Origin of the sequence: Bradyrhizobium sp. (genome assembly GCF_022844465.1) — a bacterium.
Classification (GTDB): domain Bacteria; phylum Pseudomonadota; class Alphaproteobacteria; order Rhizobiales; family Xanthobacteraceae; genus Bradyrhizobium.
Genome location: NZ_JALHLP010000003.1, coordinates 343,289 through 363,610, shown reverse-complemented (window position 1 = coordinate 363,610; position 20,322 = coordinate 343,289). Strand labels below are relative to the sequence as shown.

The 20,322-nt window shown below is 66.8% G+C and carries 20 protein-coding genes and 1 riboswitch; of the genes, 7 read left to right on the top strand and 13 right to left on the bottom strand.

Features of this window, described 5'->3' with window-relative positions:
* Nucleotides 1–158: 158 nt before the first annotated feature.
* The 5 genes from Q0D31_RS09810 to Q0D31_RS09790 form a co-directional block, all read right to left on the bottom strand.
* Entirely contained in the window at nt 159–767 is a 609-nt protein-coding gene (locus Q0D31_RS09810) for a thiamine phosphate synthase (protein WP_291849102.1), read from the bottom strand.
* Nucleotides 754–1,536, bottom strand: a complete 783-nt coding sequence (locus Q0D31_RS09805) for a thiazole synthase (RefSeq protein ID WP_291849099.1) — start codon at nt 1,534–1,536, stop codon at nt 754–756. The genes Q0D31_RS09810 and Q0D31_RS09805 overlap by 14 nt, the downstream gene beginning before the upstream one ends.
* A 148-nt stretch (nt 1,537–1,684) precedes the next feature.
* Nucleotides 1,685–1,882, bottom strand: a complete 198-nt coding sequence (gene thiS, locus Q0D31_RS09800) for a sulfur carrier protein ThiS (RefSeq protein WP_291849096.1) — start codon at nt 1,880–1,882, stop codon at nt 1,685–1,687.
* Nucleotides 1,873–2,886: an FAD-dependent oxidoreductase gene (locus Q0D31_RS09795; protein WP_291849093.1), complete on the bottom strand. Its 1,014-nt coding sequence runs from the start codon at nt 2,884–2,886 to the stop codon at nt 1,873–1,875. Before Q0D31_RS09795 ends, thiS begins: the two co-directional genes overlap by 10 nt.
* Nucleotides 2,874–3,017: riboswitch (TPP riboswitch) on the bottom strand. (Overlaps the previous gene by 13 nt.)
* A gap of 26 nt (nt 3,018–3,043) precedes the next feature.
* The gene (locus tag Q0D31_RS09790; RefSeq protein ID WP_291849206.1) at nt 3,044–3,634 is read right to left on the bottom strand and encodes a transglycosylase SLT domain-containing protein; all 591 of its coding nucleotides are present in this window, start codon (nt 3,632–3,634) and stop codon (nt 3,044–3,046) included.
* Between the two features lie 238 nt (nt 3,635–3,872).
* Between Q0D31_RS09790 and Q0D31_RS09785 the strand changes: the two genes are divergently transcribed.
* A complete protein-coding gene (locus Q0D31_RS09785; RefSeq protein WP_291849090.1) occupies nt 3,873–4,082 on the top strand; it encodes a hypothetical protein in 210 nt (69 codons plus the stop codon).
* A 102-nt stretch (nt 4,083–4,184) separates the two neighbouring features.
* Complete coding sequence (locus Q0D31_RS09780; protein ID WP_291849087.1) at nt 4,185–4,397, top strand: dodecin family protein; 213 nt, start codon at nt 4,185–4,187, stop codon at nt 4,395–4,397.
* Between the two features lie 69 nt (nt 4,398–4,466).
* On the opposite strand, the gene Q0D31_RS09775 is transcribed toward Q0D31_RS09780, so the two are convergent.
* From Q0D31_RS09775 to Q0D31_RS09750, 6 genes are all read right to left on the bottom strand, one after another.
* On the bottom strand, nt 4,467–5,660 hold the full coding sequence (locus Q0D31_RS09775; protein ID WP_291849084.1) for an HlyD family efflux transporter periplasmic adaptor subunit: 1,194 nt from the start codon (nt 5,658–5,660) through the stop codon (nt 4,467–4,469).
* A gap of 1 nt (nt 5,661) precedes the next feature.
* Nucleotides 5,662–8,025 carry an ABC transporter permease gene (locus Q0D31_RS09770; protein WP_291849081.1) on the bottom strand — a complete coding sequence of 788 codons (2,364 nt, stop codon included), beginning with the start codon at nt 8,023–8,025 and terminating at the stop codon, nt 5,662–5,664.
* Complete coding sequence (locus Q0D31_RS09765) at nt 8,022–8,720, bottom strand: ABC transporter ATP-binding protein (protein WP_291849077.1); 699 nt, start codon at nt 8,718–8,720, stop codon at nt 8,022–8,024. Before Q0D31_RS09765 ends, Q0D31_RS09770 begins: the two co-directional genes overlap by 4 nt.
* 146 nt (nt 8,721–8,866) lie before the next feature.
* Nucleotides 8,867–10,435, bottom strand: coding sequence for a DUF4403 family protein (locus tag Q0D31_RS09760; RefSeq protein ID WP_291849074.1), 1,569 nt, complete (start codon nt 10,433–10,435; stop codon nt 8,867–8,869).
* A 142-nt stretch (nt 10,436–10,577) separates the two neighbouring features.
* Nucleotides 10,578–11,255 carry a L,D-transpeptidase gene (locus Q0D31_RS09755; protein WP_291849071.1) on the bottom strand — a complete coding sequence of 226 codons (678 nt, stop codon included), beginning with the start codon at nt 11,253–11,255 and terminating at the stop codon, nt 10,578–10,580.
* A 258-nt stretch (nt 11,256–11,513) separates the two neighbouring features.
* Nucleotides 11,514–12,914, bottom strand: a complete 1,401-nt coding sequence (locus Q0D31_RS09750) for a TAXI family TRAP transporter solute-binding subunit (protein ID WP_291849069.1) — start codon at nt 12,912–12,914, stop codon at nt 11,514–11,516.
* Between the two features lie 138 nt (nt 12,915–13,052).
* Here Q0D31_RS09750 and Q0D31_RS09745 point away from each other — a divergent pair, with 138 nt between their 5' ends.
* The 3 genes from Q0D31_RS09745 to Q0D31_RS09735 all read left to right on the top strand — a co-directional run bounded on the left by Q0D31_RS09745 (nt 13,053) and on the right by Q0D31_RS09735 (nt 15,596).
* Nucleotides 13,053–14,108 carry a glycosyltransferase family 1 protein gene (locus Q0D31_RS09745; RefSeq protein WP_291849065.1) on the top strand — a complete coding sequence of 352 codons (1,056 nt, stop codon included), beginning with the start codon at nt 13,053–13,055 and terminating at the stop codon, nt 14,106–14,108.
* Nucleotides 14,109–14,158: 50 nt separating this feature from the next.
* Nucleotides 14,159–14,848, top strand: coding sequence for a methyltransferase domain-containing protein (locus Q0D31_RS09740; RefSeq protein ID WP_291849062.1), 690 nt, complete (start codon nt 14,159–14,161; stop codon nt 14,846–14,848).
* A 130-nt stretch (nt 14,849–14,978) separates the two neighbouring features.
* Complete coding sequence (locus Q0D31_RS09735) at nt 14,979–15,596, top strand: hypothetical protein (protein ID WP_291849058.1); 618 nt, start codon at nt 14,979–14,981, stop codon at nt 15,594–15,596.
* Nucleotides 15,597–15,766: 170 nt separating this feature from the next.
* On the opposite strand, the gene Q0D31_RS09730 is transcribed toward Q0D31_RS09735, so the two are convergent.
* Nucleotides 15,767–17,431 (bottom strand): aminotransferase class III-fold pyridoxal phosphate-dependent enzyme, encoded by a 1,665-nt coding sequence (locus tag Q0D31_RS09730; protein ID WP_291849056.1) that lies wholly within the window; start codon nt 17,429–17,431, stop codon nt 15,767–15,769.
* A gap of 34 nt (nt 17,432–17,465) precedes the next feature.
* Between Q0D31_RS09730 and asd the strand changes: the two genes are divergently transcribed.
* Nucleotides 17,466–18,335: an archaetidylserine decarboxylase gene (gene asd / locus Q0D31_RS09725; protein WP_291849052.1), complete on the top strand. Its 870-nt coding sequence runs from the start codon at nt 17,466–17,468 to the stop codon at nt 18,333–18,335.
* 105 nt (nt 18,336–18,440) lie between these two features.
* Here the strand turns inward: asd and Q0D31_RS09720 are convergent, their stop codons facing one another.
* Entirely contained in the window at nt 18,441–19,169 is a 729-nt protein-coding gene (locus Q0D31_RS09720) for a DUF2147 domain-containing protein (protein WP_291849049.1), read from the bottom strand.
* A 195-nt stretch (nt 19,170–19,364) separates the two neighbouring features.
* Between Q0D31_RS09720 and Q0D31_RS09715 the strand changes: the two genes are divergently transcribed.
* Nucleotides 19,365–20,213 (top strand): DUF2147 domain-containing protein, encoded by an 849-nt coding sequence (locus tag Q0D31_RS09715; RefSeq protein WP_291849046.1) that lies wholly within the window; start codon nt 19,365–19,367, stop codon nt 20,211–20,213.
* Nucleotides 20,214–20,322: the final 109 nt, after the last annotated feature.

Genomic DNA, 20,322 nt, shown 5'->3' with positions numbered 1-20,322 from the left:
GCGCGCGCCACCCTCCCCCGCAAGCGGGAGAGGGAAACAAGTGCTCGCTGCGCTCTCTTTGTCGTTTGGGTCGAGGGGATAACCAGGCGCTCGCTGCGCCCCCTCTCCCGCTTGCGGGGGAGGGCTGGGGTGGGGGTGCTTCCGCGAGCGATCATGCATCATGCTGCCTTCGATTCCTGGCCGAGCCATTGCCGCACCCTGGCGTCGGGGTCGGCGTGCTGGGTGACGTCGCTGACGACGGCGATGGAGTCGGCGCCGGCGGCGTAGATCTCGGCTGAATGTTCGAACTTGATGCCGCCGATCGCGACCAGCGGGATGTTGCCGATGCGTCGCTTCCATTCGGTGATTTTCGGGATGCCCTGCGGCGCGAAGCGCATCGATTTCAGGGTGGTCGGGAAGATCGGGCCGAGGGCAATGTAATCAGGCCTGGCGCGCAGCGCGGTGTCGAGTTCGGCGTCGTCATGGGTGGAGATGCCGAGGGTCAGGCCGGCCTTGCGGATTTCGGCAAGATCCGCGTCAACCAGGTCCTCCTGGCCGAGATGCAGATGCTTGGCGCCGGCGACGATGGCCGCGCGCCAGTAGTCGTTGACGACCAGCCTGGCGCCGGTGCCCTTGATGGCCTCGATCGCGTCGGTCACGATCTGCAGCGCCGCGGAATCGCCAAGCTCCTTGGCGCGCAACTGGATGGTGCCGACGCCGAGCCGCGCCAGCCGCGCCACCCAGGCGACGCTGTCAACGACGGGATAGAATCGATCAGGATACGGCATGCCAGAACGGGGTCCCGATCACAGGGGTTGAGGGGGAGGCGAAGTCGCGGGCTTCCATCAGCCCGGCTTCATAAGCGGCGCGGCCGGCTTCGACGCCGAGCCGAAACGCGGTCGCCATCGCCACGGGGTCGGCGGCCTTGGCGATCGCGGTGTTGAGCAACACCGCGTCGTAGCCGAGTTCGAGCGCCTGCGCGGCATGCGAGGGCGCGCCGAGGCCGGCGTCGACCACCAACGTCACGTCGGGCAGGCGCTCGCGCAAGAGTTTCAGCGCGTCGCGGTTGGTGATCCCTCGGGCGCTGCCGATCGGCGCGGCCCATGGCATCACCACCTTGCAGCCGGCGTCGACCAGCCGCATCGCCACCGACAGATCCTCGGTGCAATAGGGGAATACCTCAAAACCGTCCCTGGTCAGGATAGCGGCGGCCTCGACCAGCCCGACCACGTCGGGCTGCAGCGTGTCGTTGTCGGCGATCACTTCCAGCTTGACCCAGGGGGTGCCGAACAATTCGCGCGCGAGTTTCGCTGTTGTCACGGCGTCGCGCACGCTGCGGCAGCCGGCGGTGTTGGGCAGCACCGTGACGTCGAGCTCGCGGATCAGCGACCAGAACGCGTCGCCCGCCTTGCCGCCGGCCGCCTCGCGCCGCACCGACACCGTGACGATGCCGGCGCCCGAGGCCCGGATCGCGCCTTGCATGATCGCGGGCGAGGGATACAGCGCGCTGCCGATCAAGAGGCGCGAGGCGAAGGTCTTGCCGTAGAAATTCAGCATCTGGATTCTCCGTCATTCCGGACGGTCCGCAACGCGGACCGATCCGGAATCTCGAAATGAAGTTCGAACCCGTATCCGCGGGATTCCGGGTTCGCGCTGACGCGCGCCCCGGAATGACGAGCAAGCCGATCAGGAGTGGTCATCTCCATCACCCTCCCTGCCGCGCGGTGATGATCTCGATCTCGTCGCCGTGCTTGAGCGTGGTCTCGGCCCAGCGGCTTTTCGGCAGCACGTTGTAGTTCACCGCGATCGCAAAATGGGTGCCTTCGTAGTCGAGTTCCCGAAGCAGCGCGTCGAGGCGGGAAGCGGCGACCTCGCGCGGCTCGCCGTTGACGGTCACGCGCATCGCATCACCTCATTGTCGATGGCGCCGCGCTTGACATAGCCGAGCGTCAGTTCGGCCAGCGCCGGCGCCAGCAGGAAGCCGTGGCGATAGAGGCCGTTGACGGCGATCCTGTCCTTGGCGATCGCGATCCGCGGCAGATGATCCGGGTAGGCCGGGCGCAGCCCGGCGCCGAACTCGACGATGCGCGCCTCGGCAAAGGCCGGATGCACGGCGTAGGCTGCGCCCAGCAGTTCCAGCGCCGAGCGCACGCTGACGCCGGTGTCCTCGGCCTCGATCGAGGTGGCGCCCAGCATGAATTTGCCATCGCCGCGCGGGATCACGTAGAGCGGCCAGCGCGGATGGATCAGCCGCACCGGGCGCGCCAGCTCGACCTCTGACGTTTCAATCACGATCATCTCGCCCTTGACGCCGCGCAGCTCCTTCTGGGTGTCGCGTGCGGCGAGGCCGCGGCAGTCGATCACGATGCCGTCGAGATCCTCCGCCTTGGCCGCGCCGTCGAATTTGACGGCGCCGCCGGCGGCCGCGATGCGGGCGTGCAGTTCGGCGAGCACGCGCCGCGGCTCGACATGGCCCTCGCCGGCATAGAACAGCGCGTCGCGGAAGCGGCCCTGCAGCGCCGGTTCGAGTTCGCCCAGAGCTTGCGCGTCGAGCCTGGCATGGCCGGTGGTGAGCTTGGCGAAGCGTTCGAAATCGGCGCGGTCGCGCGGATGCGCCACCACCAGCGAGCCGTTGAATTCGGTTTGCGGAAAATGCGCGCGCCAGAGGTCGAGTGCGCGGATGCCGAGCCTGACGATCACGGGCTCGGAGGTCTCGGCCTCGCACCACGGCGCCAGCATGCCGCCGGCCCAGTGGCTGGTGGAAAGCGTCATGTCGGCGTCGCCGCGCTCGTACAGCGTGACGGCGTGGCCGGCCTGCGCGAACAGCAACGCCTGCCATGCGCCGGCAATGCCGGCGCCGATAATGGAGACGGGGGAATCCCCCCGTGGGCTTGAACGCTGGTACATCCCTGTCCCTTCGCCGGCATGACCCGGATCAGGTTCAAAGGGTCACCGCGGTCCTGGGTAAGCCCTTGCAGCAGGCAGACCCAGAGGTTGCGGTATCTCAGCTCCTCATCGGAGCTCCCCTCGGAACAAGACTAATGTAGGCCGATAAGCCCCGGTGTCAACGCGGCTTCGCGTCCTTTGCGCTGGCGGGAAGCAGCGACAGCGGCCACGGAACCTGCGCCTTGGCTTCGGCGGCGGCTTTTCTGGCGCGCCGGGTTGGCCTCGTTGCCGCCGCGTCGGGCGGCGCGCTGGCGAGCACGGGTTGCGCGACAACGGGTTGCGCGAGGCGCTGGCGCTTGGCGGCGTAGTAATAGCCGCTGGCGTAATACTGCACGGCGCGGCCGTGGTCGCCATTGGCGGCGCGATAGGCACCGGCGAGGTATTTGACGCCATAGGCGAGGTTGGTGTCGGGATCGCGCAGGCCGGCGGCGTCGCCGCTGTAGCCGAGGCCGCGCGCGGTGGCGAGCTTGATCTGCATCAGCCCGATGGTGCCGCCGCGCCCGATCACCTCGGGGCGATACCGGCTCTCGCGGACGATCACCCGGTGCACCAGCGCTTCCGGCACGTTGTGGGCGCGGGCGTGGGTCGCGACCATGGCTTCATAGGCCGCGCGGCCTTGATCTTGTGCGCGGCCTTGCGCGTGGGCCACAGGTGACAGCAACAGCACGGCAACCGTGGCGAGCCACGCTGGATTCTTCAAGCTTTTCATCATCAACTTCTCGATCGAACGGGTAAGCCGCTCGATTTGCGACGCCGGATTATTGCGAACATCGGGCGGCGATGTGGCGGAAACCCGACCGGATCGCGACCAAATGTCCGCGGGCGCCGGGTGGTGATTGTCATTCAAATGATGTGATTAACGTGCTAGATTTTTTTTAAGACAGGACGCTGGATTTTGACAGCAAACCTGTCGCATTCAGACGGATAACAGGGAAGGGAAATGCGCCATGATCCGATCCGATTCGGCTCGACTCGACTCCGGCTACTTGCCCCGTGAAAATCCCTGCGCCCAATGCGGCAAGCCGATTGCGAGGCCCGACTGGGTGGAAAGCAGTCCCGGCCGCACGTCGTTCCTCTGGTTCTGCCGCGCCTGCAACTACCGCTTCGAGGCGGTCGCGATCCACGAGGATGCCGATCCCGACGCGCTCGCGGCCTGAGCCGCCGGCGCGCGCCGCAGCCTGTTCACGGCGTCGCTCCCGATGTTACGCTGTGTCACGGCAGGCGACCAACGTCCTGCCTGACAGCAACGGGAGGACGACATGGCGGAGAGCGTCTACAAGGTCATCGAGCTGATCGGCACCAGCAAGGAATCCTGGGAAAAGGCCGCCACCGCAGCGGTCAACCGGGCCGGAAAATCCTTGCGCGACCTGCGCGTCGCCGAGGTCGTCCAGCTCGACCTGCAGCTGGACTCCAAGGGCAAGGTCGAAGCCTACCGCGCCAAACTGAAAGTCTCGTTCAAGTTCGAGGGCTGACGAGACGTCAAACGGGGCGAGCCCGCTCACCCGGCCTCGTCCCGCTTGCGGGACGAGGGTTTCCGCCCGTCATTTCCAGCTGACCCGGACGCCGGGGCTGATCTGGTCGCTAGGATAGACGATCACGCGTTCGCCTTGGGCTAGTCCGCTGCGGATCGCGGCAGAGCCGCGCGAGCGGCGCACCAGCTCGATGGTTCGCGGCTGGGCGCGGCCATCGACGGCGACATAGACGCTCCAGCCGTCACCGCGACGGAACAGGGCGCCTGCCGGGATGATCTTGATGTCGTCCTGGGTGAACACGGTGATCCTGGTGTCGACCTGATACCCGTCGCCGAGGCCGCTCCATTGCTGCGGCGGCGACAACACGTCGATCAGCACGTTGACCCGCTGCTCCTCCACGCCAAGCGTCGACACCTTGGTGAATGCCGCGGGCTCGATCCGGCGCACCCGTCCGGCGAGAACGCCCGCTCCGCCCCAATGCTCGATCACCACCTCGGCGCCAGGACGCATTTCAACTGCATCGGTGCTGAGAACGTCGGTCACGATCTCGAGGTCGCGCGGGTCGCCGACTTCCATCAGCGGCACGCCGGACTGCACCACCGTCTCGCTCTCCTGCACGACCCGCAACACCACACCCGACACCGGCGCGGTGACGCTCCAGGGTTCGGCGGGCGCATCCATGCCGTCCTTGTAACGGCCGAGTAGCGCCATGGCCTGGGCGCGTTCGTGTTCGGCGGCGTGATTCTGGAATTCTGCGGCCCGCAGGTCGCGGTCGGCGACCCGCAATGCGAGTTCGGCGCGTTCCAGCGCCTGCACGGTGGACGCGCCGCTCGCAGCCAGGGTGCGGGTGCGGTCGGACTCGGCCTTGGCATGTTCGGCCTGGGCCCGCGCGCGCTCGACCACCGCCTTTACGCGCTCCAGCGCAGCATCGGCGGTGCCCAGCCGCTCCTCGGCCTCGCGACGGCTCCGCGGGTCGAGCAGGGGCGCCGGCGGCGGCAGGATCGCCGCTACGACCTCGTCGGCCGCGACCGGGTCGCCCGCCTTCAACCTGACGCGCGTCAGGCGTCCGGCGAGCGGCGCCGCCACCACATAATGCTGGCGTATGCGGGTCTTGCCGTCCTCGTCGACGCTGGCGATGAAGCGCCCCTTGGTGACGGCCACCGTCTCGACCGGGATCGGCTTCGGCATCACCAACCAGGCGATGCCCGCGGCCACAGCCAGTACGCCGAGCGTCATCCCCACACGACCCGCCGTGATACGCATCTCAATCCCTCGTTTTCAGCACCGCGACCAGATCGAGATGATCGACTCGGCGGCGCACGATGTAGGCGCTGGCCGCGGCGGTGGCCATGACGATGGCGACAGCCACGACATAGGTTCGTGACCCGACCACGCCCGGAATCTGGAAGCTCTCGTTGGAATGAAACCGCGCAATCAGCGCGACGATGCCCTGGGAGAGCCAAAGCCCGATCGGGATCGCCAGCACGATCTCGGCCGCGAATTGGCTGAACAGGATCTGCGCGACCTCGGCGCGGGTGAAGCCGAGCACGCGCAGACTGGCGAGTTCCCAGGCGCGCTCCTGCAGCGCGATGCGGGCGCTGTTATAGACCACGCCGACCGCGACGATCACCGCAAAGCCGGTGAGGATGCCGGCGCTGACGAGAACGAGGCCCGCAATCTTTTCCAGGAACGAACTCAGCGTGTAGCTCTTCACCGCAACCGACTCGATGACGGGCAGTTGTTTGAAACGCAAAGCCAACGCCGCCAGCGCCGACGGATCGACGAACAGCGCTGCGGCCGATACCACCGCGCCTTCACCGGTCAGGCGGTTGAGCGTGTCGATCTCCATGTAGGACGACATCCCGACCGTCTCATCGACGATGGCGCTGACCGGCAGGTCGATCTTGCGGCGGTGGCCCTCCATCACCTCGATGGTGACGGTCTCGCCGGACCCGACCCCGATCCGCTCGGCCAGCCGGCGCGTCAGCGTGATGCCATCCGGCGGCACGTCGATCGGACGCAGCGCCGCATCATGCGGCCGCCGCAGGCTGGCGTTGATCGGCAGGCCGATCACCGACGTCAGATAGCTGCGATGCCCGGCGCGGAGGCGAACCGGGACAAACCGCAAGCCTTCGGCGACGAGCACGCCGGGCTCGCGGGCGAGGTCGCCGATAATGTCGCGATTGAGCGGGTGGGGGAAGGTGACCATGGCGTTGCCGCGTTCGACCAGATTGAACTGGACCTCGATCATCTGGTCGATCGCGTCCCGCCAGAACAGCCCGAGCACCACCATCGGCACGGCGAGCGCGATGCCGAGGACGGTGAACAGGCTGCGCAGCGGACGGCCGGCGAAATTGCGGATCGCCAGCACGCGCCGCGGCGTCAGCGCTTTCGCCGACAGCAAACCCTCGATCCACGATCGGTGAAATCGCCGCGGCGCGGCCGGCCGCATCGCCACGGCCGGGGCCAGCGCGACGACGCTTCGCAGCGCCGACATCACGCCGAGCGTGGCCGCCGCCAGGCTGATCAGGAAACCGGCCAGCAGCGACCAGGGCGTGAATTCGAACGCCAACGCCGGCAGGCGAAAGAAGCCCTGATAGCTCGCCACCATCGCCTCGCCGAACAAGAGCCCGCCGGCCAGGCCCAGCATCGATCCGAACAGAACCACGACCGCGACCAGCTTGAGATAATGCAGCACCAGCGGCGTCGTCGGAAAGCCGAGCGCCTTCAAGGCCGCGATCTGCTCGCGCTGCGCGGTCACCAGCCTTCCCAGCACCACATTGAGCAGAAACGCCGCGACGCCGAAAAAGATGATCGGGATGGTGATCGACATCACCTTCTGCTGGTTGAGCTCGTCGTCGAGGAAACGGTTGGACGGCTGATCGCGCCGGGCGATGGCGCCGACCGAACCGTAGGGCTCAAGCAGGCGGTCGAGCTCATCGATCACCTGCCTGGAATCGGTGCCCGGGATCAGCGACACGATGGCGTCGTTGAATGCGCCCTTCATGTCGAAGGCCGCCTCCGCCGCGCTGCGGTCGACCCAGAGCACGGCGTAGAAACGGTCGTCCGGGATCGGCACCCCCGGTTTGACCGCATAAACATACTCAGGCGACAGCGCGACGGCGGCGACACGAAAATTCTGCACGCGACCGTTCAGCACCACCGGCACCTCGGCGCCCAGCCGCACCGCGTTCTGATCGGCGAACGCCTCGTTGACGGCAACGGTTCTGGTGTCGCCCGGCCCTGGCGGGGCGCCGCGGCGGACGTGCAGCCTTGCCAGCGGCTCATCCCCGCCATTCGCAAGCGAGACCATCCGCGCCGACACCGGCAGCATCGCCGAGGGCCAGTCGAGGATCACATCGCGGACGATGCGCGGCTCGACCGCGGCAACGCCCGGAATTTCGCGGAGCTGCGCCACCACCGCGAGCGGCGCCCGCTTCAGCGTGACGAAGACCTGCGGAAAGCGCGCGCTGCCGTAGAAGCGGTCGCGGCCGGCGAGCAGCGAATCGTAGGTCGATATCGAGGCGACGAACACCGCGATGCCGGCGGCGACCACCAGCGCGATCGTCGCCACCTGGCCGCGCATGGCCAGGATATCCCGCAGCAGTTTGCGATCGAGCAGGGTCACCAGCGCACCTCTTCCGGTGTAAGCCGGCGCGGATTGCGCTCCTCGCCGACGATGCGTCCGCCGCCGAGACGAAGGACGCGATCCGCCATGCCCGCGATCGCCACGTTGTGGGTGATGATCACCGTTGTGGTCCCGAGCTGCTGGTTGACCCGCGCGATCGCGGCCAGCACCACCTTGCCGGTCTCGTAGTCGAGCGCGCCGGTCGGCTCGTCGCACAACAGGACATCGGGCGATTTGACGATGGCGCGAGCGACCGCGACGCGCTGCTGCTCGCCGCCGGAAAGCTGCGAGGGAAAATGATCGAGCCGCCGTTCGAGACCGACCAGCGTCAGCGCTTCGCGCGGGTCGAGCGGCTTGTCGGCAATCTCGTTCACCAGCGCCACGTTCTCGAGCACGGTCAGGCTCGGAATCAAATTGTAGAACTGGAACACGAAACCGACATGCTCGCGCCGGTAGCGCGTCAGTTCGGCGTCGTCGGCGCCGACCAGATCATGATCGCGCCAGCGCGCCTGGCCGCCGGTCGGGGCGTCGAGCCCGCCGAGGATATTGAGCAGCGTCGACTTGCCGGAACCGGACGGGCCAAGCAGCACGACGAACTCCCCTTCATAGACGTCGAGATTGACGTCCCTGAGGGCATGGACCTCGACTTCGCCCATGACATAGGTCTTGGACAGGTCGCGGGCCTGAAAGACCATGCGACCTGGATCGCCTTGCTGCCGGGGCTGGTTCAGCGTCACGACATCCCGCTACCGTCCACCCGCTTCGATGAGCAGGCCGATCATCGGTAGCGCTCTGGCCTGAGCCCGGCTTGAGACAGGTCAAGTCCTTCCCCGTCGCCGCGTCACAATCCCGGCAGCGCGTTGATATAGACCTTGATCGCGCCCTCGGCCTCGACGATCACGCGCAGCGTTCTGGAATCGAAGGCGATGTCGGCCAGTCGCAATTTGCCGATGTCGGCGGAGACGCGCAGGCCGTCCTCGTTCCTCTGGACATCCGCGATCGCGGCAGCGATCTTTTTCTGCGCGTTGGCGATGAACGGCTTGAGGTCGACGCTGGCCTTCTCCGCCAGTGTCCGCTGCAGATGCGGGATGGCAGCGCGGGCCGCGGTCCCCAGCAGCCCGAACGCGGCCTCCGACTCGACCGCCAGTTCGATGTCGGTCAGCCGCAGCATCTGCTGCGCCTGATCCAGCACCGGCCTGCCCCAGATATACAGACTGGCCTCGCCGCCAAGGCCGAACAGGCTCTTCTTCTCCTTCGCGTTCACCAGCAGCGAAATCAGCAGGCGGTCGCCGGACGCCGCGACGCCGGCGCGCCTGACGGTGACATCGACGGTGCCCGAGCCGTCTTCCGGGAAGGTCTTGCCGGCGAACTGCGCCGCGATGATCCGGTCGATCTCGCCAAAGGGCATGTCGACGGGAATGCCGATCGCGACCCGTCCGGGGGTTTGCGGCACGATGGCGATGGTGGCGGGAAACGGGCAGGAGGGCTTGGTCTCGGCCGGCGTGATGCGGGACTCCGCCTCGATGCCGAGCGTCAACGTCAGCGCCGAGGCGTCGACGCGCGGCTGGGCCGCGATCGCCCGCGTCGGCCGCAGCTCCAGCCACAGCGCCGGCAGCGTCGAGCCGGCGCCGGTGCCCTGCAGCGGGATCGAGCGGCAGGCCTGGGCCCATTGCGCCCGGGCGTTGCGTTCGAACGTGGTGTCGTCGCGCATCCGCGCCTGCACCGCGTTGATCTGGTCGGCGATGGTCTTGTCGATCAGCGGCTTGACCTGCGCCGGTACGCTGATGCGCGCGCCGGCCGCGACCAGGCTGGTGTCGCCGAGATTGACCTGCGCCGCGAGGTTGGGCTCGATCCGCCAGGCGGCGGCGATCTTCGGCCGCGCCGTGATGGTGACGTTGCCCTTGATCTCGGCGCTGGCGTTGACGTTCTTGATGTTCACGCTGCCGATCTGCCGGGCGACATCGCCGCCGAGCAGGCTGCCGAGCGCGTTGCCGACCGCGCCGGTCGCCTGCGCCGACAGCGCGCCGGTGACGTTGAGCATTCCCGAAAGCGGCGTCGCCAGCGACAGCACGTCCTGGGCGCCGGTCACCGCGATCGGCCCGCGCGAAGCGGTCCAGCCGATGTCGGCGTTCTGCAGGATCTGCGCCGCCGGGTTGTCGGCCTTGCCGCTGAAGGCGCGCGGCGCGCCGCGGTCGGCGGCGTCGCGGATCGCCGACAGCGTGATCACGACCGGCGTGATAATGGTGGAGACGCGCGGCGCCGACGGCAGCGGCGGCAGTTCGACCAGCACGGGGGCGCGCACGTCACCGCGCGGCGCCACCAGGTCCATGACCGTGAGGCTGACCGCGAATGATATGACGATGATCGCGAGTGCGATCGACGCTGTCTTCAGCCGCATCGGCAGACGCATCGTCCCCCCGGCTCCCGCCTGAATCGCTCCTTTAGTCTTTTACAGGGACGGTGAGGGCGACGCCACCCGGGCCCTACCGCCGATCATTTCCGCGTGAGCAGCGGTTCCGGCGAATGCGGCTCGCGTTCAGCTTTGCGGCAATTTAGCGGGCGGTGCGGCCGAGATCGGCGCGGCGATGCGTCATCGGCAGCACGATCACCCTGGCGCCGACGCTGACCCGGGAATAGAGGTCCTTGACGTCGTCATTGGTGAGGCGGAGGCACCCCGAGGAAACCCGGGTGCCGATCGTCTCCGGCGCGTTGGTGCCGTGGATTCGATAGATGGTGCCGCCGAGATACATCGCGCGCGCGCCGAGCGGGTTGCCCGGACCGCCGGCCATCTGGCGCGGCAAGTAAGGCTGGCGCGCGATCATCTCCGGCGGCGGGGTCCAGTCCGGCCATTCCGCCTTGCGGGTGATGGTCTGGGTGCCCGACCAGGTGAAGCCCTCGCGGCCGACGCCGATGCCGTAGCGCATCGCCTGCCCGTTGCCGAGCACGAGATAGAGATAGGTGTTGGGGGTGTCGATGATGATGGTGCCGGCCGCCTCGCTCGTGCTGTAGCTCACGACCTGGCGGCGCAACCGCGCCGATAGCTCGAACGCGCGCGGCGCTTCCTTCGGCTCGGCTTCAGCCTGCGGCGGGGCCGCCTCGATCGGCAAGGTGAAGAACGGAAACAGCGTCACCGGCGCGGCGGTGGCGGATGCGGAAAAGGCGATGGCGCCGATCGCCAGCGCGCCGCAGGCGGCGGCCGCGAACGCGGTCGTGCCGGATGAATTGGGCATGGTCGTCCCCCCGTCTGTCGCGCCTGTTCCGGCGCTGTTGGGAACACCCTACAGATCAGGCATTTCAGGAGGTTTGCACGAAACCGCCAAAATGATTGCGTCGCGTTAGGGATTTGTATCGTTAAGGTTTCGTTGAGGGAGTGGGTGGATCGACGCCGCATAGCGGCGGCGGGACGGGAGAGGGGTTCTTTCCCTCATCCGTCGCGGACTGCGTCCGCGCCACCTTCTCCCACAACGGCAGAAGGAAGAACAATCAGGTCAGGCCGGGAGCGCGCGGATCCGCGGCGCCTCGGCATTGCCGGCGTCAAGCACGGCGCGGCGGTCGGCTACCGCATGATGGAATTGTTCGAGCGCGAGCCCGATCGCCGCAAGGTCGCCTTGCTCGATCGCGCCATCGTCGAAGCAGTCGAGCGCCTCGCGCAGCACGCCGTCGGCGGCGTCCTGCATGTCGGCGAGTTGCTCCGGCGTTTCCGCCTGGCGCGCCCGCGAAATCAGGTCGAGCAAATTGTCGCGATGCTCGGTGTATTGCTCGCGTTCGTCGCGCTTCCAGTAGTGCTTCAGCCAGGCGCCGACCGATCCCAGCCCCGAGAGCACCAGGATCGCGCCCCAGATGAAATCGGTGTATTTCTCAAGGAAGGTTCGCTCATTGCCGTCGATATAGGCCGCGGCGCCCGCATGCGCCGGCAGGGCGGAGTCCTTGTCGGTGTCGGGCTTCTCGATCTCCGAGGCGCTCGGCAGCTCCCGCGCCAGTTGGTGGCGGTTGGTGAAGAGCTGGCGGGCGAAGGCGGCGACCGCCGTGTCCGACAGCGCCTTCCGGGCGATGATGAGGTGGTTGACGCCGAGGGTGTCGACCTTATCCTCGGGGCGCGCGGGGGAAGAGCTGAAAATGCTGGCGGGGATTTCCTCGGCTTCATAGATCGGATTCTTCTTGGCGATCGCCTCGGAGACGTCGATCGGCAGGAATTTGGGTTCGCCGCGCGCGGTGGCGGTGGCCGCGATGGCGTCCACGGTGATCTTGCTCTTGAGCGGGCCGACCGCCATGAAGGCATCGAGCGCCGGGTCGCGCGCCATGTCGCCTATCTGGCCGACGGCGAACTGACTGACCGTCACCTTGTCGGGGTTGATGCCGGACTCGCGCAGGATCACACGCAGCAGCGCGACGTTGGCCTCTGTCCGTCCGATCACGCCGACGCGGTGGCCGGCGAGGTCCGCGAGACTTTTGATCTTCGGCGAAGACTGCTTGCGCGCGCCCTTCGGCGCCGGGCCTGATGGCGTCCACAGCACCACGACATTCTTGCGCAGGATCGCGACCGATTCAGCGTTGGACGGCAGGTTGAGGTCGCCGCGCGCCACCGCAAGGTCGACCTTGCCGGTCGAGAACAGCGCGATGCTTTCAGGCGTTCCCTCGGTCGTGACCGGCGCCAGCCGGACGGCGCTGCCGTCGCGCGCAAAGGTCTGCGCCATCAGCTGGACCAGTTTGTGATCGTCGCTGCCGGCGGGCCCGACCGCGATCCGCAGCACGGTCGGCCGCAACACATAATAAAGCGTGCCGGCGGCGACGCCGAACGCCAGCAAGCCCGCGGCGAGGATCAGAAGCCCGTAGCTTTTCCGCTTCCGTCGCGGGCGGCGCGGCGCAGGGTTTTTGTTCAGGTCTGACATCGTCCTGTCACGTTACACGGAAATGCATGCCGAGAGGCTTAAAAAACATCCTTACAGATCGATGACGTCACACGCCTGAAATATCCATGTCCCAACGTCGGGCAAGCAAGAATCATGGAAATCGCAGGGCGCCGGGACATGCGGATACTGATTGCGACCGATGCGTGGCATCCCCAGGTTAACGGCGTCGTCCGCACCCTGACCTCGCTGGCGCGCAGCGCCCGGGCGCTCGACGCCGATATCGATTTCCTGACCCCGGACGGCTTTCGCTCGGTGGCGGTGCCGACCTATCCGGGGCTGCGGATCGCGCTGCCGAACCGGCGCGAGATCGCGCGGCGGATCGAGCAGGCTTCGCCCGACGCCATTCACATCGCCACCGAAGGTCCGGTCGGATGGGCGGTGCGCGCCTATTGCCGCCGCCGCGGACTGGCGTTCACGACCTCCTACACCACGCGCTTCCCGGAATATGTCGAGGTCCGCACCAAAATTCCGACCAGCGTCGGCTATGCGGTGATGCGCCTCTTTCACGCCGCATCCGCCATGACCATGGTGGCAACCGATTCACTGCGGCAGGAACTGGCGGAGCGTGGCTTCCGGCGGCTCGGTTTCTGGACCCGCGGGGTCGATACCGAACTGTTCAACCCGCACCATCGCGCGCCGCTCGACCTGCCGCGGCCGATCTTCATGACCATGGGCCGCGTCGCGGTGGAAAAAAATCTCGAGGCGTTCCTTTCGCTCGACCTGCCGGGATCGAAGGTCGTGGTCGGCGACGGGCCGCAGAAAGCGCAGCTCGCAAGGCAATATCCGGGCGCGGTGTTCCTTGGCGAGAAAAAGGGCGCGGACCTGACCGCCCATCTGGCCGCCGCCGACGTCTTCGTGTTTCCGAGCCTGACCGACACGTTCGGCGTAGTGCAGCTGGAGGCGCTGGCCTGCGGCACGCCGGTTGCCGCATTCCCGGTCACCGGCCCGAAGGACGTCATCGCCGGTCATCCGATCGGCGCGCTCGATCATGATCTGCGCAGCGCGGCGTTGCGCGCGCTGACGGCGTCGCGCGAGGCCTGCCGGGATTTCGCGCTGGAGCGTTCCTGGGAAAACAGCGCGCGGCAGTTCATCGGCAATCTGACGGCGCTGCAGCCGAGCCGGTCGCTGCGGCCGGCGCGCCGCGCGCCCGCTCCACGCGCCGTGCAGGGTTGAGCGCACGCGTTCGACAATCATTCACGCAAGACCACAAGGTAGGACCAACCATGGCAGACATCATCAAGCTTGACGGCGCAAGGCGGCGCGACTTCGACCGCGAGACGGTGGAGCAGGCCTATGACCGCTGGGCCCCGGTCTACGACCTCGTGTTCGGCGGCGTGTTCAGCAAGGGCCGCAAGGCGGCGATCTCGGCCACCAACAGGATCGGCGGCCGCGTGCTCGAGGTTGGCGTCGGCACCGGCATCTCGCTGCCGCAATACGCGCCGCATCTGCGCATTTTCGGCACCGACATTTCGGAAGCGATGCTGAAGAAGGCGAAAAAGCGCGTCGACGGGCTCGGCTTGCGAAACGTCGAAGGTCTCGCGGTGATGGACGCGGAGAAGCTCGAATTCCCCGACGATTCGTTCGACGTCGTGATGGCGCAGTATGTCGTAACCGCGGTGCCGAACCCGGAAAAGGCGCTGGACGAATTCGCCCGCGTGCTGCGGCCGGGCGGCGAGCTGATCATTCTGACAAGGGTCAGCGCCGACGCCGGCATGCGCCGCTTCATCGAGCAACGGCTGCAGCCGGTGGTTCGACCGCTCGGCTTTCGCACTGCCGAGTTCGCCTGGTCGCGCTACGCGCAATGGCTGGCCGGCGCACGCGGCATGGAGCTGGCGGAGCGCCGCCTGGTGCCGCCGCTCGGCCATTTCTCGCTGGTGCGGTTTCGCAAAACCGCAAGAGCGGCGGCGGCGTAATGCAAGATTTGTAATGCGTGATCAAGGCGCCGCTTTGCGCAGCATTGCGGCCAGTCACATGTCAACATCATGATGTCACGTGGCGGACATCGAATCCCTGTAAACCCGGCCCATACATTTGGGGGAGAGAATGATCAAGAATTTCATGCAGGAACTGCGAACCCAGCGCTGGGACGACCATCGCTATTATCACCACAGCCGCATCAACCAGTCGCTGCACTTCGTCAGCGCGGCGAGCTTCCTGTTCGCCTATGCGATGCTGTTCTTCGACCCCGTGGTGTCGGCGCTGGTCGGCTGGCTGGTCTCGATGACCACGCGCCAGGCCGGCCACTTCTTCTTCGAGCCGCGCGGCTACGACCATCTGAACCAGGCGACCCACGAGCACAAGGAAGAGATCAAGGTCGGCTACAATCTGCAGCGCAAGGTGGTGCTGATGACGATCTGGGCGCTGTCGCCACTGGTGCTGTACCTCGATCCGACCCTGTTCGGCCTGTTCTCGCCGTGGACGACATCAGCCGATTTCATGCGCCAGGTCGCCAAGGTCTGGCTTGCGGTCGGCATCGGCGGGTTGCTGTTCCGCACCGTCCACCTGTTTTTCATCCGCGACGTCGAGACCGGCCTGGTGTGGATGACCAAGATCCTCACCGATCCCTTCAGCGACCTCAAGCTCTACTACAGGGCGCCGCTGTACCTGATGAAGGGCGAGTTGATCGATCCCGGCCTCGAGAAGCACGTCAGGCACGCGTGAGGATTGCTTGTATTACTTGCCGTTATGGCCGTGTCCCGGCCATCCATGCACTGCCCAACGTCATTCCGGGGCGATGCGAAGCATCGAACCCGGAATCTCGAGATTCCGGGTCTGGTCCTTCGGACCATCCCGGAATGACTGTGCGAGAGACGAACAATAGAAGCGCGCGCTCAGCGCCCAAGTCGCCTGGCCAGCATCTCTTTCAGGATCTGCCGCTTGATATTCCGGTTGGTCTGGGACGCGTCCTGCCACCACCAGCCGTCGCGCTTCATCTTGTCGGTGGCGGCGACGAAGCGGTCGGCGACCTCGGCGAAATCGGCCTCGCTGTAATTCAGGCTGAAGATCAGCCGGCCGGTGCCGACCCAGCTCAACGCCAGCCCTTCGGCGCGCAGATAGTATTGCAGCATCCAGTTGTAGCGGGACGGCGCGGTGTAATGGACTATCCAGATCGTGGACAGGTTGGCGACCCGCACCGGCAGGTCGCCGGCGGCCAGCCGATCGTTCAGTGCCCTGGCGCGACCGTTCCAGGTCGCGTCGAGCCCCTGGTAGACGGCGTTGAAATTCGGGCTGGCAAGCCGGCTCAGGAATTCGTCCATCGCCGTCATCACATAGGGATGCGAGTTGAAGGTGCCGCGGGCAAAGCAGACGTCGGCCGGGCGGTCGTCGCGGAAGCGCCGCATCCATTTGCGGCCGCCGCAGACCACGCCGACCGGCAGCCCGCCGGCGAGGCTCTTGCCATAGGTCACCATGTCGGCGCGAACGCCGAAATATTCCTGCGCGCCGCCGGCGGCGAGGCGGAAGCCGACGAACACCTCGTCGAAGATCAGCACGATGCCGCGCGCGGTGCAGACCTCGCGCAGCGCTTTCAGCCACTCGGTATAGGCCGCGCGGTGGAACCCGCCCTTGCGCGAGGAATCGACCAGGGCGGAATCGCCGGGTGCGTTGGCGTTGGGGTGCAGCGCCTGCAGCGGATTGACCAGCACGCAGGCGATGTCGCGGCGCGTCCGCAGCACATGCAGCGTCCGCTCCGACATCTCGGCCAGCGTGTAGGTCTCGTGCGGCGACACCGGGTTGCCGACGCCGGGCTGCACGTCGCCCCACCAGCCGTGATAGGCGCCGGCAAAGCGGACCAGATGCGAGCGGCCGGTGTGGTAGCGCGCCAGCCGCACCGCCTGCATGACCGCCTCGGTGCCGGACATGTGGAACGAGACTTCGTCGAGCCCGGAAATCTCGCACAGCCGCCGCACATTGTCGGTGATGACGGGATGATAGGGACCGAGCACCGGGCCGAGTGCATGTGCGCGCCGTTCGGCGGCGGCGATGCACTCCTTGTAGAAGTCGTTGCCGAAGATGTTGACGCCGTAGGAGCCGGTCAGGTCGTAGAACGTGTTGCCGTCGATGTCGGTCACGGTGACGCCGGCGGACGATTGCATGAAGGCGCCGGTGCCGAGATGTTCCCGCACCAGCCGGCTGTACTGGAACGGCACCCGATAGTGTTCGGTGAACTGCAGGTCGGAGATGCGCGCGGCCGCTTCCGCCGTCATCTGCCGTCCCCGGGCGTAGCGCTGCTGGTAGAGGCCCGCGAGCCGGAAGAATCCGTCCTGGCGTCGCAGTGCGACGTCGTCAGGCGCGCCGTCGGAGCGGAAGAAGTCGCCGATGTCGAACTCGTAGTGCGGCAGCAACCGCGCCACTGCCCTGGACATTTTGGAATGTCCGGCCAGCGAGCGGTGCTTGGCGCGCGACAGCGCCAGCCTTGCCTGCAATTTGGGGAATACCGCCACGCTGGCCGCGACCGCGGCAGCGGACAACGATAGAATCGGAAGGGTCGAATCCATGCCTGAAGCGCTAGCCAATCCAGCTGACAGATTGATGACAATCCGCGGGCTGATTGCCCGCTTCACGCAGCAGGAAGACCTCAATTTCCTGCTCACCAACCGGATCCCGCGGGCGGCGCTGACCCGCTTCATGGGCTGGTTCAGCAAGATCGAGAACCCGCTGGTGCGCGATTTCTCGATCGGCTGCTGGCGGCTGTTTGCCGACCTCGATCTGTCGGAGGCCAAAAACAGCGAGTTCAAGAGCCTGCACGACTGCTTCACCCGCGAACTGCGTCCGGGGTTGCGGCCGGCGGACCCCGATCCGAACGCCGTGGTCAGTCCCTCCGACGGCATCATCGGCGCGTTCGGCCGAATCGCGGACACCGAACTGTTCCAGATCAAGGGCGCGCCTTACGCGCTGTTGGACCTGCTCGGTGATCCCGAACTGGTGGCGCGGCACCGCAACGGCATCTTCCTGACGCTGCGGTTGACGTCCGACATGTATCACCGCTTTCACGCACCCTACGACGGCCGCATCGAGCAGGTGACCTTCATCCATGGCGACGTCTGGAACGTCAACCCGATCGCGCTGAAGCGGGTCGAGCGGCTGTTCTGCAAGAACGAGCGCGCGGTGCTGCAGATGCGCCTTGCATCAGGGGAAGCGCTGACGCTGGTGCCGGTCGCCGCCATCCTGGTCGCCAGCATCCGCCTGCATTTCCTCGACCGCACGCTCAACGCGCAGAGCCGGGGGCCAACGATGTTCCCGTGCGCGGCCGATGTGCGCAAGGGCGACGAGCTGGGCTGGTTCGAGCACGGCTCGACCATCATCGTGCTGGCGCCGGAACGGTTCGAGTTCGCCGACACTGTCGCGGAAGGCGCGCGGATCCGCGCCGGCGAGCCGCTGCTGCGGAAGCCGCATTCCTGATCTCGATTTGGCGGCCGCTGTTCTTATAGAGTCGAAAAAAGCGGCCCCGTGAAATTTCAGGGGGCCGCAAGTCTCAGGGGGCCGTAACTCTCGGAGGATTGGAGGTCAGCTGACGCGTTTCCAGGTTTGGCCGCCGCAGAACATGCCGCCGAAGGCGCAACCCTGGACCTTGAGGGCATTGCCGCCCTTCAGCGCGATCGTCGAGTCGTAGTTGCGGCCGCTGTCGGGATCGCGGATGCGGCCGGTCCATTTGTTGCCCTGCGGCTTCATGTTGATCAGGATCTTCTCGCCGGTCTTGACGGCGTAGCCGCAAATGTTGGCGCCGCATTCCTCGATGCGCACGTTGCCCTTGTTGTCCTCGGTGGCCCAGATGCCGAGCGGGGAGTTCGGATCGGCGGCTGGTGCTGCGGCAACCGCGGCCGGTTGCGAAACCGGCGCGGCGGCTACGGCGGCGGCCGGCGGGGTGATTTCGGAATACACCGGCGCGGTGGACGCAACGGTCGTCGGCGCAGGAGCAGGCGCAACCGGGGCTGCGACGGGCGCTGCAGCGGGCGCGGCCGGCGCGGGCGTGGCCGCTTGCGCCGGAGCGGGCTTTGCCGCGCTGGTGTCGGCGACCTCGTCATCGTCCTTGCTCTTGGAGCCCAGGCCCTTGAGGTCGATATTGCCGAGCGTGCCGGTATATCCGGGCGCGGTGATCTTGATGCAGGAAAGGGCGTTGCAGTTGCGTGGCGATTCGACCCGGATGCGCTCGCCGTTGATCTTAAAGGTGACGCCGCCGGCCTGGGCCGACGTGGTGGCCATCAACAACGCGGCGAGGATGTAGAGCTTTTTCATGGGAGCCTCCTGAGCGGCTGGTGAACGGTGGCGGATGAACTTGAGGCGACCCTATGCCGTGACGCCGTGACGTTCTGTGATGTGCATCACAGGTGGCGTCAGGGGCGACGCCGGGATTGGCGAGGTGACTCAAATCACATCGGGGAGCCTGCTCCCGGGCTTAACCTGCCCTGGAATGAACCTGCGGAGGCTCCGATGAAACGATTGGGTTTTCTCGCCCTGCTGATGACGCTCAGTTCGTCCGCCAATGCCGGCGGCTCAGTCTCATTCTTGGTTGGCGGTCATCGGGTTCAGATCGAATCGACGCGGCATTGCCGGGCGATTTCCTGCGCCTCGGTGTCGGTCTCCGGCCTCAATATGCCGCGCCGCCGCGACCGCCAGGACGTCGATCGCCCAACGGGTGAGCCGGTGAGGACGACGGCCCCGGCGACGCGAGCCCCGTCGCCGCCCGCGCCGGCAGTCAGCGGTCCGCCGGTTGCGACCGCCGCCGCGCCGCCGCCGGCCCTGTACACGCCTGCCGCGGCGACAACGCAGATCGTCGCGGCACCGCCGCCTCCAGCGCCAGCACCGCCTTCGCCGCCGGTTCAGCCGGTCGCAATTCCGTTGCCGCCGCCGGTCGCAGCACCGGTCGAAGCGGCGCAGCCCGCGCCGCAAGTTGTGCGCGTTTCGCGCGAAGTTGAGGTCGAGTCGGCGGACTCGCCGGTCGGCGACTGGCAGACCGAAGGCAAGGGAATGGTGCGGATCGTCCCGTGCGGCACCGCGCTGTGCGGCTACGTGCTCGATGCTTCCTCGAACGACAATGGCGAGGCGATCCTGATCAACATGAAGCCGAAGGCGGAGCGGCAATGGACCGGCCGCGTCTACAGCCAGGGCAGTGGCGCGACCTATTACGGCACCATCGCCATCAAGGGCGCGGACACGCTTCGCGTCGAAGCCTGCGCGCTCGGCCGCTTCTACTGCTCCGGCAACAATTGGAGCCGCATCACCAGCCGCCAAGAAAGCATCATGACTTCGCGTCAGGTGTCGGCCGAGCCGCGCTCGTAAGCGCGCCAATCAAAGCCAAGCAGAATCAGGATGGGTCAACAAAAGTTCACGAGAACGCCCCGGTGGAGAAACGCGCCGGGCGCGAACGTCCCAGATCCGAACAGGAAGC